Genomic DNA, 15,053 nt, shown 5'->3' with positions numbered 1-15,053 from the left:
CATGAACGCGATATTCTTATTTGAAGCCGGACGCTCTTCCAAGCACTGGCTCACCTATCTTGTGGCCTTACTTTTAATAGGAATGGGCATCTTTTCTGGTAATCAGTTCAATCTTTCAGTAGGAGAAGAGATTTATTTAAACTCTCCCTACACCATTGGTTTTATGACCGGAATGCTGAGCCTTACCGTGATTTTTTTCGCTACGGTTTATGCATTGCAGCTGCTTTTTAAAGACCAGGATTCAAAATTTGACAGTATTCTGTTTTCATTCCCATTGTCAAAACTCACTTATCTGAAAGGGAAATTCTATGCTTATTTTTTACAGACGTTTTTAAGTTTTTCTTTCCTAATGACAGGATTTATCATAGGTCAGATGATGCGGACGGGAAGTGAAATGCAGGAAGGTTTTAACATTGTCCATTATTTATACCCTTTATTCATATTCGGTTTTATCAACAGTTTATTTGTCTGCAGTTTCCTTTTTCTCATTGCATTTATTGTCAGGAAAAAACTGCTGATTGTAGTAGGCGGACTGCTTCTGTATGTTTCTTACATGATTATCCTGCTGTTTTCCAATTCACCCTTTATGGCGGGAAGTCTTCCCCAGTCACTGGAAACGCAACAGTTTTCGGCTTTAATAGATCCTTTTGGATTATCCGCTTATTTTATGGAAGCCCGTGATCTCACAGCTCATCAGAAAAATATTCAACTGGTACCTTTCTCTGGTTATCTTTTGTTTAACAGAATTTTATTCTCTTTTATATCTGTTGGAATTCTTCTGCTTTCGCACAGATTATTTTCTTTCTCCAATACCTCAGGAAAGAAAGTAAAAACATTAGGAAATACTCTTACATTTTCTGAAACCAATAAAGCAGATTATTCCACAGTGAAGCCAGACTTTGGTTGGAAGAATTCATTTCGATCTGTCTTGTCTTTTGCAAAAACAGACCTCACTTATCTGTTTAAAAGTGCTGCTGTTCCTGCCGTTTCCATACTGTTGTTATTTTGTATGGGAATGGAAATGTATGCCGAAATTGAAAAAGGCATCCGTCTTCCGCAGAAGTATGCGAGTTCAGGTCTTATGGCGGCCACCATTTCAGAAAACTTCCATTTGCTTGGACTTCTTATTTCCGCTTATTTTTTAAACGATGTCTACTGGAGAAGTTCTTCTTCAGGATTTTCTCTGATTGAAAACAGTACCTATTTATCAAAAAACAGATTAACCGGCCATTTCATTTCCATCAGTTTTCTGCTGTTTTTCTTCACCGGAATTGTAATTATTCAGGGCATTATTTTTCAGGCGGATTATCAGTATTTTCATATTGATTGGAATGCTTATCTCGGTGTTTTTCTTTTCAATACTTTCCCATTGATGCTGTTTTCCGGATTGATTCTTTTGATAAATGACAGAATTCCCAACAAATTCATAGCCCTTGGAGTTTCCATTCTTGCCGTTTTTATAGTATCAGGTCCGGTTTCAGGGAAATTGATACCCTACCCTCTTTTCAGAATATTCTCAGATTTTAAAGGGACTTACAGTGAGTTTAACGGCTATGGAACCTATGAAGAAGCTTTTCTACAAAGACTTTTATTCGGAACAGGGATTATCAGTATTTTATGGATGCTCAACAGCATTATAAAAATTAAAAAAGTTCCTGTACTTGTATGTGGCTTCAGTATCATTCTGCTCATCTCAGGAATCTTTGCCGGAACATTGTTTATGAAAGGTTATATCCCAAAAAATGAAGATCAGACTATTCTAAGCTCGGAAGCATATGAAAAAAACTATCGAAAGTATGAAAAACTTCTACAGCCGGATATCACCGATATTGCTACAGAAATTAAACTGTATCCTTCGAAAAATGCTTATCAGATCATTGGAAAATATATCCTTAAAAATCAAACCAATCAACCTATCAATAAGATTCTGATCAATTTTAATGAGGATTTAAAACTGGAATCTGCTGTGATAAAGTGTGGTACTGAAATCTCGAAAATTAATAACCATATTACAGAAGTCTCATTACAAAAACCTCTCCTGCCTGGTAAAACAGCTTCTCTTGATTTTAAAATCTCCTATCAATGGTCTGCGGTCAACGGACACCGGTCTTTCAATGCCATTATTGAAAACGGGTCTTTTATGAGGATAAGCAGATATTATCCAACAATTGGATATCAGAAGGATAATGAAATTCAGGATAAGAAACAAAGAAGCCAATTCAAGCTTGGAAAACTTGGTGAACTGAAAAAGCCTGAAGCTCCTGAAGTTTCAAAAAGGGATTTTATCAATCTTACGATGATGATTTCCACCGAAAAGAAACAAACAGCCATAGGAACAGGAGATCTTGTCAGAAAATGGTCACAGGCCGGGCGCAACTATTTCAAGTTTAAAGCAGATCAGATTCCTTTCCGGTTTGCCGTTTCATCTGCTGAATATAAGATCAAAAGCGAGAACTATAAAGGAATTTCCATCAATATCTTTTATCATCAGAAACACTTTGAGAATGTGAATCACCTTCTTGAAAATACAAAGCTTACTTTAGATTACTGTCTGCAGAATTTCGGGCAGTACCCTTTTAAAAGCATCAATTTTGCGGAGATTTCTTCTTTTACCAGAGGTTTTGCCGCTACAGCCTATCCTTCTGCCATCTTTATGCCGGAAGACATGATTTTTCACGCCAATATTCTGGCGGATAAGAAACAGGATGTCATCAATGAGCTGGCAGGCCATGAACTTTCCCATCTCTGGTGGGGCAGCAGCCAGATCGACCCTGATGACAGAGAAGGTTCTGTGATGCTTACTGAAACCCTCGCCATGTATACCGAAATGATGCTCTACAAAAAAATGCATGGCAAAGAAAAAATGATGGAAAGAATCAACGTACATCAGCAGATCTATGACAATGAAAAAGGACTGTCTGAAAATGTTCCTATTTATAAAGCAACCGGAGATGTTCCCCATATTTCGTATTCCAAAGGAGCTGCCGCAATGGTACAGCTGAGTAACGTAATCGGTGAAGATAAAGTGAACCTGGCTTTGAAAAATTTTCTCAACAACAATCAATATCCCCAAAAACCTGGTTCATTGAATCTGATCAATGAGTTTTACAACATTGCTCCGGATATTTCCACCAGGAAGCAAATCGACAGATTATTCAAAACCACAGAAAATATAACTTTTACTTCAGAGTCTAAAACTGCTTCTGTAAAGGCAAAGTCCAAAGAAACCGGTAACAGCTTTTAATTTTTTTTGAAAATATTTTTCAGGAATTGTAACAAAATAAAATGATGATTTACTAATTAATTGACATATCAATAATTGATATATCATTTTAAATCTGAAAATATGGAAAAGTTAAATTCAATCATCTTCTACAACATAGACAAAGCGATCAGATCTTACAGAAACTATGCTCAACGCCAGCTAAAAGCGCATGGTTATACGATCACTATTGATCAATGGCTTATCATCAAAGCAATTCTGGAAAACCCGGGAATTATCCAGAATGAAATTGGTGATCTGGTTTTTAAGGACAATGCTTCTGTCACGAGAATGATTGATTTAATGGTAAAATCCGAATACATTATCAGAAAAGTTCATCCTGAAGACCGAAGAAAAACCCAGCTGGAAGTGACAGATTCCGGGGTAAAAGTAATTAAAGAGGTTCAGAATATCGTAGAAAAGAACCGTAAAACTGCTTTAAAGGGCATCAGCAATGAAGAACTGGAAGTGATGTATTCAGCTTTACTGAAAATTTCAGAAAACTGTCTCAACCCTAAAAGTAAAACGCTATGACCAGAATATTCTCACTTATTATTGTCTGTATGCTGATGCTGTTCAACAGCAGGATCTCTGCCCAGCAGGCAATGCAGAGTTTGACTTTGTCAGGAAACATAAAATCCGACAAAGCAGAGCAGATGGAGATCAATCTCTTTGATGCTGATCAGAAATTGATCAAAACAGAAATTGCTGATAACAGCGGTAAGTTCAATTTTAATGATTTAAAAGAAGGAACTTATCAGGTAAAAATTAATAAAAACGGTACTGAGGTTTATCACTCGGAAAATATTTCATTAACCGAAAATAAGACCCTCAGTTCCATTGACCTGAATGTAAAATCAATTGAAGGAGTAACGATCACCAAAACCAAGCCTCTCATTGAAAGACAGGATGGAAAGATGATCATGAACGTTGAAAACAGTATTGCCAGCACCGGAAATTCTGCTTTTGAAGTCCTGGAAAAGGCTCCGGGAGTGAATATTGACAATAACGACAATATCAGTCTTCGCGGAAAAGGAAACCTTCTGATCCAGATCGATGGTAAAAATACTCCCATGACGGGAACTGATCTTGCCAATTACCTGAAGGGAATCCCCTCTTCCACCATTGAAAAGATAGAGTTCATCACCAATCCTTCTTCAAAATATGACGCTGCCGGATCCGCCATTATCAATATTAAACTTAAAAAGGAACAGAGAAAAGGAACTAACGGAACTATTTCAAGCTCTCTGGGATCGGGTAAATATGTAAAAAACAACAACAGTTTCAGCATCAACCACAGGAATAAAAACATTAATATTTTCGGAAATTACAGCTTTGCGTACAGGGAAGCTTACAACGGATTGGTTCTCGACAGAAATTTCTATGAAGCCAATACCTTTAAAAAAGCGTATGTACAGGATAATTATCTGAAATTCAAATTCAACAGCCATGTGGCCAAAGCGGGAATGGATTATTATCTGAACGACAAGAATGTGCTTGGATTCTCTGTAGGACTTGTTTCCAACAAATTCAACATCAACGGAGACAATTCCAACGTCACACTGGGCAGCAGCTACCTTCCTGAAAGTACTTTTACAACAGTCAACAGATCGAATGACCGCTGGACCAATGTTTCATTCAACCTTAATCATAAATATACGATTGATTCGCTGGGTTCTGATATTTCTACCGATTTTGACTACATTAATTACGCTAACTCTTCTTTGCAGAGCTTTGATACAAGAACACATGATATTTCCAGCAATACGGATAATCTTGACATTATTAAAGGTGATATGGACGGAAAACTGAATATCTATTCTTTAAAATCTGATCTTACAAAAAATTTCAGCAACGACTGGAAACTGGAAAGCGGAGTGAAAACGAGTTTTGTAAAGACAGATAATGACCTGAAATTCTTCAACGCCAGTTCAGGTATTCCTGTTCCGGATCTTGGAAAAACCAATCATTTTATTTATGAGGAAAACATCAATGCAGTGTACGGAAATGTGTCCAAAAAATGGGAAAAATTTAAAGCTACAGCAGGTTTAAGAGTTGAAAACACCAATGTAAAAGGAACTCAGATTACCACCCATCAAATCAATAAAAGAAATTATACCCAACTGTTTCCAAGCGCTGTTCTGAGTTATGATCTGACGGATAAAAGCAACCTTGAAATCAATCTCAGCAGAAGAATTACAAGACCAAGCTACAACCAGCTGAATCCTTTTAAATTCTATCTTGACCCTACCACACTGAAAGCCGGGAATCCTGATCTGAACCCTCAAATCACAATGAATTATGAATTAACCTACAGCCTGAGTAATAAATACTTTGCCACTTTAAGCTACAGCAGGAATTCTGATAATATCACAGACATCCTAAAACCTGTCATAGAAAACGGGCAAATAGTAACCGTACAGACCATTGAAAACCTGAATTCTGCTTCTTATTTCGGATTAAACCTGATCGCTCCGGTAAAAGTGACCCAATGGTGGGATATGAATAACAGTGCTAATTTCTATTATGGCTCCTACACAGGAAATGTCTCCGGAACCCAGATCAATAATAAAGGGAATTTTACATTCAGTATCAACAGTATTAATTCCTTTAAGCTGGGAAATGGTTTCACTGCTGAACTTACAGGAAATTACAAAGCCAGAGAAATTTATGCTTATCTGAATGTGAGCCCGAACTGGTACCTCAACGTTGGAGCGCAGAAGAAGTTTAAAAACAACAGTGTTCTGAAGCTTTCCTTCACTGATGTCTTCTTTACCAGCAATATCAAAGGGCAAACGGTGTATAATGATTATTTAGAAAACTTCGCGGTGAAAAGAGATACCCGTGTGGCAACCCTCTCCTATACTTACAATTTTGGTTCTTCCAAAAACGGACAGCCCAGAAAAACAGGCGGTGCTGAGGACCTGAAGCAGAGAGTGGGAACGTAATAATGAGATTACTTCAAAGTTCTGCATTTCGCAATGACGCAAAAAGCAAAAATCCCTCAAATTGAGGGATTTTTTATGTTTAAGAATGAATCTTATTAAGCTTCGTTAGATGGAGTTTGGTTTTCCACGGGTTTTTCGCTTTGTGGCTTTTCACCTTGTGGTTTCTGTCCTTCCGGTCTTCTTTGTCCTTCCGGTCTTCCTTGTCCTTCTGGTCTTCTCTGCCCTTCAGGTCTACCTTGTCCTTCCGGTCTTGGAGGTCTTGGTAAAAGAACTTTACGGGAAAGTTTCATTTTCTTACGGTCATCATAACCCATGAACTTCACTTCTACCTCATCACCTTCTGAATAAGGAACTTTGTCCAGACGAGCCCACTCAATTTCAGAAATGTGAAGAAGTCCTTCTGTTCCTTTAGCGATCGCTACGAATGCACCAAAGTCCATTACTTTCACTACTTTACCTTTGTAAACTTCGCCTACAACCGGTACGAAAGTAATTTCATTGATCTTAGCAATAGCTGCATTGATTTTTTCTCTGTCTGTTCCTGCAATTTCGATACGTCCGATTTCTCCCATCTCTTCGATAGCAATAACCGTATCTGTATCTTTCTGTAACTGTTGAATAATTTTTCCACCAGGCCCGATTACAGCTCCAATGAAATCTTTTGGAATCTCCATAACCACCATTTTCGGAGCGTGAGGCTTCACATCTGCTCTTGGCTGGGAAATCGTTTCCGTGATTTTATTAAGGATGTGTAATCTTCCGTCTTTAGCCTGCATCAAAGCTTTCTCCATGATATCCATAGAAAGTCCCTGGATTTTGATATCCATCTGACAAGCTGTGATACCGTCTGCAGTACCTGTTACTTTGAAGTCCATATCTCCAAGGTGATCTTCATCTCCTAAGATATCAGAAAGTACGGTAAATTTACCTGATTTTGTATCGGTGATCAGACCCATTGCAATCCCTGAAACAGGTTTTGTAATCTGAACCCCTGCATCCATCAATGCTAATGTACCTGCACAAACTGTTGCCATTGAAGAAGAACCGTTAGATTCTAAGATATCGGAAACAATTCTGATTGTATATGGATTTTCTTGCGGAATTACTGCTGTTAAAGCTCTTTGAGCTAAGTTTCCGTGTCCTACTTCTCTTCTTGAAGTACCTCTTAAAGGTCTTGCTTCACCTGTAGAGAATGGAGGGAAGTTATAGTGTAAGAAGAATCTTTCGTCGTGCTGCGTGATTACGCTGTCGATCATGTTCGCATCTTTTACAGAACCCAGAGTTACCGCAGTCAGAGACTGAGTTTCTCCTCTTGTAAAGATCGCAGAACCGTGAGCTCCCGGAAGGTAATCAATTTCTGACCAGATTGGACGGATCGTCTGAGGATCACGACCATCAAGACGGATATTGTCTTCAAGGATCATCTGACGCATTGCTTCTTTCTCTACGTCATGGTAATATACTTTAACGAATGGAGTTACTCTTGCCAATTCCTCTTCGTCTTCAGCATATTGTGCTAAAAACTCTTCAAGAACCGCTTTGAATTTTTCTCCTCTTTCTTCTTTATTTGATGGAGTTTTTGCTACTTCATATACTTTATCATAGCACTCTTTCCATACTTTTTCGCGAATTTCTTCATCGTGATCTTCGTGGCTGTATTCTCTTTTAGGGAAAGATTTTCCTACTTTTTCAGCTAATCTCTCCTGAGCTTCAATCTGTTTTTTGATCTCAGCGTGAGCGAAGTTGATGGCTTCAAGCATTTCCTGCTCAGAGATCTCCTTCATTTCTCCTTCTACCATTACGATGGAGTCTTTAGTAGCTCCCACCATAATGTCAATATCTGATTTTAATAAGTTTTCATAACTTGGGTTAACAGCCAATTGCCCGTCAATTCTTACTACTCTTGCTTCAGACATTGGTCCGTTGAAAGGGATATCTGTAATTGCAATAGCTGCAGAAGCTGCCAAACCTGCCAATGCTTCAGGCATTACTTCTTTATCGTAAGAAATTAATGAAATCATCACCTGTACTTCCGCATGGAAATCTTCAGGGAAAAGAGGACGTAATACTCTGTCCACCAATCTCATTGTAAGCACTTCATCATCAGATGGTTTTGCTTCTCTACGGAAGAAATTCCCAGGAATTCTTCCACCTGCATAAAATTTTTCTCTGTAATCTACCGTTAATGGTAAAAAGTCTACACCAGGATTGGCTTCTTTGTTGGCTACAACTGTTGCTAAAAGCATAGTTCCGCCACATTTCACCACTACAGATCCGTCAGCCTGCTTAGCCAGCTTTCCCGTTTCGATAGTGATTTCCCTGCCGTCTGCAAGGATAATCGTTTCTGTAAACGCTTGAGGTATACTCATAAATTTGCTTCTTTATACTCCGTATTGAGTATGATTAATATTTAAACTCTTTAAATTTTCGTTTGCAAAGGTACTATATAATAATGATATATTAAATTTTTCGATTGCTTTAATAGGCGTTTAAAATACAAAAAATTGGCTATCAATTGATGAAAGTTTGAAAATTTGCATTAGTAATGTGAACTTATACACCATTTACGAAAATAAAAAAGTGTTTTTTTGAGGATAATGTATTGAAAAATCCCGTCGTTTTTGTATTATTGTCTCAAAAAATGAAAATAACATATTGATCTGAAAAAAAGTATTTATTTCATTTTAAAAATGATTAAAATTATTGCAAACCAATAGGCTGATCCCTATATTTGCCCTACTTCACCAATTACAATGCTGTAGGCTAAAAAAGTTAAGGAACTATCCTTATCCAGATAAATAAATGTTTATGATTAATAAAGAAGTACAATCTCAAAGCAGGAATTATACCGTTCCGTTGATTACCATCACCCTGCTGTTTTTTATGTGGGGATTCATCACCTGTATGAATGATATCCTGATCCCATATCTGAAACAACTTTTCAATCTTACCTTTTTCGAATCCATGCTGGTACAGTTCTGTTTCTTCGGAGCTTACTTTATTGGGTCACTGATTTATTTTATGATTTCCATTACGAAAGGAGATCCTATCAATAAATTAGGCTATAAGAAGGGAATCCTGTTCGGAATTTTTCTGGCAGCATTCGGCTGCGTTCTGTTTTATCCGGCAGCTACGTTCTCTTATTATCCGCTGTTTCTGGGAGCTTTGTTTATTTTAGGACTTGGCTTTACAGTACTGCAGATTACAGCCAACGCTTATGTTTCATTGCTGGGAAGTGAAGAATCTGCATCTAGCCGACTGAACATGACTCAGGCATTCAATGCCTTCGGAACCACCATTGCACCGGTACTTGGAGGTCACCTGATTTTTGAATTTTTCTCATCTCCGGACGGATCATTCAGCGCGGTAGCGACGAGAATTCCTTACCTTATTTTTGCAGGTATCCTTTTACTGGTTGCTTTATTGATTTCCAGAGTGAAGCTTCCTTCCTTCCAGATGGGTGAAGAAGAAATCGTAAAAGGCTGGGGAGCCCTTGAATTCAGCCACCTGAAATTCGGTGTATTCGCTATGTTCTGCTATGTAGGCGGAGAAGTTGCCGTAGGAAGTTTTATCATCAGTTTCCTTGAGCAGCCACAGATTATGGGTTTTAATGAGATCATCAGTAAAAATTATCTTTCCTTATATTGGGGAGGAGCGATGATTGGCCGTTTTTTGGGAGCCATTTCTTTAAATCAATCCATAAGCCAAAGCAAAAAGGCTCTGTATATGCTGGGAGCAGCGGCAGCAGTTTTCCTTGTGATTTTCAGCATTGTCAATCTTACTTTCAGTCAGATCAGCTTTTTCCTTGTGTTTATCATCCTTAATTTCATTGCTTTTTTCGTGGGTAAAGCAGCTCCGGCAAGAACATTATCCATTTTTGCAGCAATCAATGTTGCCTTGTTGATTTCTGCAATGGTGAATCATGGTGAGCTGGCGATGTACAGTATTTTAGGAATCGGAATTTTCAATTCTATTATGTTCTCAAATATTTACACACTGGCTATTTCAGGACTGGGTAAATATACCAGCCAGGGATCTTCATTAGTGGTAATGGCTATTCTGGGAGGAGCTATTGTTCCTATTTTCCAGGGATATCTTGCCGATCAGTTTGGAGTACAGCATTCATTTATTATTCCTGTATTCTGTTATCTGGTAATTCTGATATTCGGAGCGTACTGTACCAAATATCTGGGTCATGTAGAAAGTACCGAAGCAAAGTCCGGGCATTAAAATCAAATTCAAATCAAAATGTATAAGGCGGAATATCTCAAAGGTATTCCGCTTTCTTTATTCAGATTTTAAAATGTAACTTTTCATGAGAAAAAAGAACTTATCGTATAAACTAACACAATCATTATGAAAATACAGTTAAAGCTTGAATATGCCGCATTTCTACTCTTAGGTATATATGCTTTTGCACAAACGGAATATTCGTGGTGGTGGTTTGCCGGACTTTTCCTTGCACCGGATATTTCTATGCTGGGATATACGGTTAATAATAAAGCGGGCGCTTTCTTCTACAATCTCTTCCATCATTTAGGAGTAGCCATTATCGTTTATTTTGCCGGAACAGCCTTGTCTCTGCCCTATTTACAAATGATCGGAGCTATTTTGTTTTCTCACTCTGCATTTGACAGAATTCTGGGTTATGGATTGAAATATCCCGATAGTTTTCAGAATACACATTTGGGAAAGATTGGAAAGAAGGCTGAGTAGTGAGGTTGTAAACCACCCCGTCAAAAATTCTTTGAATTTTCGCCACCTCTCCGAGGGAGGGGAATTATAACGTCTTTAGTTGTGACGTTGGTCAGGATTGGAGTTTTTGTTGAGGCTTTTCTTGTTGTTTTAATACGGCTGGATTCCTACGGAATGACACAATTGGCGCATTGGTCTATCCATACAGTTTGTCACTCCGTAAGAAACTTTTTGTGGCATTTGTGGTAAAAAATCCCCTGTTGCGTAAAACAAAAAAGCAACCTCTTTCGAAGTTGCTTTTTATTTTGAAAATCTTTATAGATTATTTTCTTAAACCTAGTTCAGCAATAATTGCTCTATATCTTGCGATATCTTTGTTTTTAAGGTAATCTAATAAACTTTTTCTCTTACCTACCAATTTCACTAGAGATCTCTCTGTGTTGAAATCGTGACGGTTAGCCTTTAGGTGCTGAGATAAGTGGTTGATTCTGAAAGTGAAAAGAGCAATTTGTCCTTCAGCACTTCCTGTGTCTTGTGCAGATTTCCCGTGTTTTGCGAAAATTTCCTGCTTTTTGTCTGTTGTTAAGTACATTCCAATATTGTTTAATGATTATTATGTAACGGGTGCAAAATTACGACTATTTTTTGATTCTGCAAACATTATTGATTTCATATATCAAATTTGATAGAAAAAAATGTTAAAAATTTCTTAATAATTTGTATGCCATCCAACGAAAAGGCAGTAATTTTGCATACGAATTACAAATGAAAAAAATTATATTCTTTACAGCGGTTACTACTTTTTTATTCATCGGATTTACTTCGGTAAAAGCCCAGAAGAATGCTGATGATAAAATAAAAAAAGTTCTTTACTTCAATCCTGAGGTAGAGCCTGATATCGACGAAATAAAAGACCCCACCAACAACGCTTTCTTTGATGCTGTTACCGATAATTTCAGTAACAGAAGAAATAAAATGCTCCGGGCGGAGGTTCAGGTTCCCTTCGACAGTATAGACAAACAGACTATTGCAGATTACTGTCTCAACAATGATGCAGATTTTGCCATTGTTTCCAAAGTGAGATATTTTAAAGTGGGATTTGGAAAGTATGTTTTCTCCAATCAGGTGGTTGTGAGTATGAAACTCTTTGGTGCTGACGGAACTCTTGTCACAGAAACCGATCATGATACTTATCGTAAAAATATGCGTCTGCTGGGTTCTACAGTCAACTCTGTTAAAATAGGAACCGAAGGAGCGATAAAAGGAATCATTAAGAAGCTGAGAAAACTGAAACCTACAGAAGCAGAGCTTTAAGATTTGAGGTTTAAGGTTGGAATTGACAGTCATTTATCGTCAATGGTCAATTTTGCTTTGCAAGTCAATGGTGAATTTTTTTCATGCAGGTCAATCCACATATCAGACTGATTCATAATCATAATTCTTTTATAGACACTATTCTGTAGTGTATCTCTATCCTTATCAATAAGTTGAAAGCTTTCATTAGTTTAGTTTTATCTTAAATCTAAATTATTATGAAAAATTCAAATCTAAAAAAACTAAGCAGAGAAAGCCAGAAAGAAATCCTGGGGAGTATCATACGTCTTCAGAAATGTCAATATCATTTCGAATGTCCTGGCGGTTCATGCTGCCACAGACTATGTGTTGCGTATGCATGCCCAGAATTATAAATATTTCATGTTAAATAAAGTACTTGTTCATCCTTACGAACAGGTGCTTTTTATTAAAAAAACCACCATAAACAACTGATACACAATTAAATATTTTCACTAAATAATGATTTATTAAATATTTTTCACTAATTTAGACCAACATTAAAACCAAAATCTCATGAAAAATCTAAAGAAACTCAGCAGAGAAAAAGCAAAACAAATTAATGGAGGAACTATGGAAAGATGCAGCGAAACTAATCCATGTACCGTTGGATGGTGTTGCTTTGGAATCTGCTCTCCTTTCATCTGCCTTGAATAAAAGATAAAACTAAACCATATAAAATCAAAATTTATGAAAAATCTAAAAAAACTCAGCAGACAAGTACAAAAGGAAATTAAAGGCAGCGGACCTTTCAAAAGATGTACAGAACATTACGAATGTCCGGGAGGATCGTGTTGTCACAACACCTGTGTTGTTAATCCATGTCCCCTGGAATAATATATGATCATTACAGACACCTGCCTTAGTAGGTGTTTTTTTATTTAAAACATAAATAAAACACTGATTACTAGTAAAATATTTTCACTCCAAAATGAATAATATAGAAATATTTACTATTTTAGTCTGACATTAAATCTAAACTATAACAGTATGAAAAATCTAAAAAAACTCAGTAGAGAATCTGCCAAGCAAATTAACGGCGGTATCGGACCTTTCAGATGCAGCATCACAAGACCTTGCTCTGTTGGATATTGCTGTAATGGAGAATGCCTTGACCATGACTGCATGATAGAGCCTTAATTTAAATACAATCATATAGTATGAAGAATTTAAATCTTAAGAAGCTCAACAGGCTTGAACAAAAAAACATTAAAGGAAGCGGGATAAAAAAGTGCGGTGACAATTCAGATTGTGGCCCTTACCAATGCTGTACAAACGCTGTTTGTACATACATTCCCACTTCAGAATGCGAACCAATATAAAGAATATTGGAATTTAAAATTTAATTTTTGCACATCCGCTTCGGCGGGTGTTTTTTTTACCCTTATACTGAAACAATAAACTTTAATTAATCCTTAATTTTGCCAGTTTATTACTCAGTCTTAAAAATTTGAATTATTTTTGCATATCCAAAAAATTTCACGTTTTGAATTCTAGAGACGAACTTATCTTCAACCCTGCCGATATTGCCGAAACTCTCAGCGAACTTCCTGCTGATGAGAGGCTGCTCGCATTCCTGAAGGTTCCGAAAGAATACAAAGCAGAAGTTTTTTCACATCTTGACCCTGATTTTCAGGAAGAAACCATCAGAAGTATCGGAAGCGATGAAGTTTCCGAAATTCTGAATGCCATGACTCCGGATGACAGAACTGCTCTTTTCGAGGATTTCCCGGATGAGCTGATCAAGTATTCCATCAACCATCTTAACCCCCAGGAAAGAAGGATTGCTTTAAAGCTTCTTGGATACAACTCGGATTCGATTGCCCGTCTGATGACACCTTACTATATCCAGATCCGTAAGGAATGGACGGTAAAAAGATGTCTTCAGCAGATCAAAAAAGTAGGAAAAAGAGTGGAAACCATGAACTACCTGTACGTGGTAGACGAAAGAAACCGTCTGATTGATGACCTTGCCATCGGAACTTTACTGCTGGAAGAGGAAGATACTTTGGTTTCCGACATCACAGACAATCATTTTGTGGCGATTACTACAACGACTTCCAAAGAAGATGCGGTAACCTATTTCGAAAAGTATGACCGTGGTGCTCTTCCTATTATTACGGAAGCCGGTGTTCTGGTAGGAATTGTTACTATTGATGACATTCTCGATCAGATTGAGCAGCAGAACACGGAGGACATCCAGAAGTTCGGGGGATTGGAAGCATTGGATCTTCCTTACATCCAGACTTCATGGACAGAAATGATCAAAAAAAGAGCTACCTGGCTGATCATTTTATTTGTTTCGGAAATGCTGACGGCTTCTGCTATGGGATATTTTGATAAAGAAATTGAAAAAGCAGTTGTTCTCGCTCTATTTGTTCCATTGATTATTTCCAGTGGAGGAAATTCCGGATCACAGGCTGCAACGTTGATTATCAGAGCAATGGCGCTGCAGGAAATCAGTCTGAAAGATTGGTGGTACGTCATGAAAAAAGAAATTATCTCCGGATTATGTCTCGGAGCAATTTTAGGGGTTATCGGATTTATCAGAATTATGCTTTGGCAGCAAATTGGCTTGTTTGATTACGGCCAGTATTGGGTATACGTAGGATTGAGTGTTTCTGTTTCCCTGATTGCTATTGTATTATGGGGAACATTATCAGGTTCTATGATTCCGTTTGTTTTAAAGAAATTAAATCTTGACCCTGCTACTTCTTCTGCACCGTTTGTAGCAACATTAGTGGATGTAACGGGACTTATTATCTATTTTACCGTAGCCGGACTTTTCTTAACCGGAAAACTTTTGTAATTTTAGG

12 protein-coding genes are annotated in these 15,053 nt (G+C 37.5%); 10 read left to right on the top strand and 2 right to left on the bottom strand.

The features are described 5' to 3' along the window. The first annotated feature begins 1 nt into the window (after nucleotide 1). The 3 genes from DEU39_RS19670 (at nucleotide 2) to DEU39_RS19660 (ending at nucleotide 6,210) form a co-directional block, all read left to right on the top strand. On the top strand, nucleotides 2-3,244 hold the full coding sequence (locus DEU39_RS19670; protein WP_120233091.1) for an ABC transporter permease/M1 family aminopeptidase: 3,243 nt from the start codon (nucleotides 2-4) through the stop codon (nucleotides 3,242-3,244). A gap of 102 nt (nucleotides 3,245-3,346) precedes the next feature. Next, nucleotides 3,347-3,796 carry a MarR family winged helix-turn-helix transcriptional regulator gene (locus tag DEU39_RS19665; protein WP_120233090.1) on the top strand — a complete coding sequence of 150 codons (450 nt, stop codon included), beginning with the start codon at nucleotides 3,347-3,349 and terminating at the stop codon, nucleotides 3,794-3,796. Then, nucleotides 3,793-6,210, top strand: a complete 2,418-nt coding sequence (locus DEU39_RS19660) for a TonB-dependent receptor (protein ID WP_120233089.1) — start codon at nucleotides 3,793-3,795, stop codon at nucleotides 6,208-6,210. Before DEU39_RS19665 ends, DEU39_RS19660 begins: the two co-directional genes overlap by 4 nt. A gap of 95 nt (nucleotides 6,211-6,305) precedes the next feature. On the opposite strand, the gene DEU39_RS19655 is transcribed toward DEU39_RS19660, so the two are convergent. After that, entirely contained in the window at nucleotides 6,306-8,579 is a 2,274-nt protein-coding gene (locus tag DEU39_RS19655) for a polyribonucleotide nucleotidyltransferase (RefSeq protein WP_120233088.1), read from the bottom strand. Between the two features lie 439 nt (nucleotides 8,580-9,018). Between DEU39_RS19655 and DEU39_RS19650 the strand changes: the two genes are divergently transcribed. Further along, the gene (locus DEU39_RS19650) at nucleotides 9,019-10,440 is read left to right on the top strand and encodes a sugar MFS transporter (protein ID WP_120233087.1); all 1,422 of its coding nucleotides are present in this window, start codon (nucleotides 9,019-9,021) and stop codon (nucleotides 10,438-10,440) included. Nucleotides 10,441-10,566: 126 nt separating this feature from the next. Then, the gene (locus tag DEU39_RS19645; RefSeq protein WP_120233086.1) at nucleotides 10,567-10,926 is read left to right on the top strand and encodes a DUF4260 domain-containing protein; all 360 of its coding nucleotides are present in this window, start codon (nucleotides 10,567-10,569) and stop codon (nucleotides 10,924-10,926) included. A 301-nt stretch (nucleotides 10,927-11,227) separates the two neighbouring features. On the opposite strand, the gene rpsO is transcribed toward DEU39_RS19645, so the two are convergent. Then, nucleotides 11,228-11,497 carry a 30S ribosomal protein S15 gene (gene rpsO / locus DEU39_RS19640; RefSeq protein WP_034692246.1) on the bottom strand — a complete coding sequence of 90 codons (270 nt, stop codon included), beginning with the start codon at nucleotides 11,495-11,497 and terminating at the stop codon, nucleotides 11,228-11,230. 173 nt (nucleotides 11,498-11,670) lie between these two features. Between rpsO and DEU39_RS19635 the strand changes: the two genes are divergently transcribed. From DEU39_RS19635 to mgtE, 5 genes are all read left to right on the top strand, one after another. Further along, the gene (locus tag DEU39_RS19635) at nucleotides 11,671-12,219 is read left to right on the top strand and encodes a hypothetical protein (protein ID WP_062671354.1); all 549 of its coding nucleotides are present in this window, start codon (nucleotides 11,671-11,673) and stop codon (nucleotides 12,217-12,219) included. Nucleotides 12,220-12,753: 534 nt separating this feature from the next. After that, on the top strand, nucleotides 12,754-12,894 hold the full coding sequence (locus DEU39_RS24510; RefSeq protein WP_157885750.1) for a bacteriocin-like protein: 141 nt from the start codon (nucleotides 12,754-12,756) through the stop codon (nucleotides 12,892-12,894). A 33-nt stretch (nucleotides 12,895-12,927) separates the two neighbouring features. Beyond that, nucleotides 12,928-13,074: a bacteriocin-like protein gene (locus tag DEU39_RS24505; RefSeq protein ID WP_002980914.1), complete on the top strand. Its 147-nt coding sequence runs from the start codon at nucleotides 12,928-12,930 to the stop codon at nucleotides 13,072-13,074. A 153-nt stretch (nucleotides 13,075-13,227) separates the two neighbouring features. After that, on the top strand, nucleotides 13,228-13,377 hold the full coding sequence (locus tag DEU39_RS24500; protein WP_157885751.1) for a bacteriocin-like protein: 150 nt from the start codon (nucleotides 13,228-13,230) through the stop codon (nucleotides 13,375-13,377). Nucleotides 13,378-13,723: 346 nt separating this feature from the next. Beyond that, complete coding sequence (mgtE, locus tag DEU39_RS19630; RefSeq protein ID WP_047432715.1) at nucleotides 13,724-15,046, top strand: magnesium transporter; 1,323 nt, start codon at nucleotides 13,724-13,726, stop codon at nucleotides 15,044-15,046. Nucleotides 15,047-15,053 lie beyond the last annotated feature (7 nt).

Source organism: Chryseobacterium sp. AG363, from assembly GCF_003610675.1.
Classification (GTDB): domain Bacteria; phylum Bacteroidota; class Bacteroidia; order Flavobacteriales; family Weeksellaceae; genus Chryseobacterium; species Chryseobacterium cucumeris.
The sequence above is the reverse complement of the archived record's forward strand: the minus strand, read 5'-3'. Positions and strand labels throughout refer to the sequence as shown.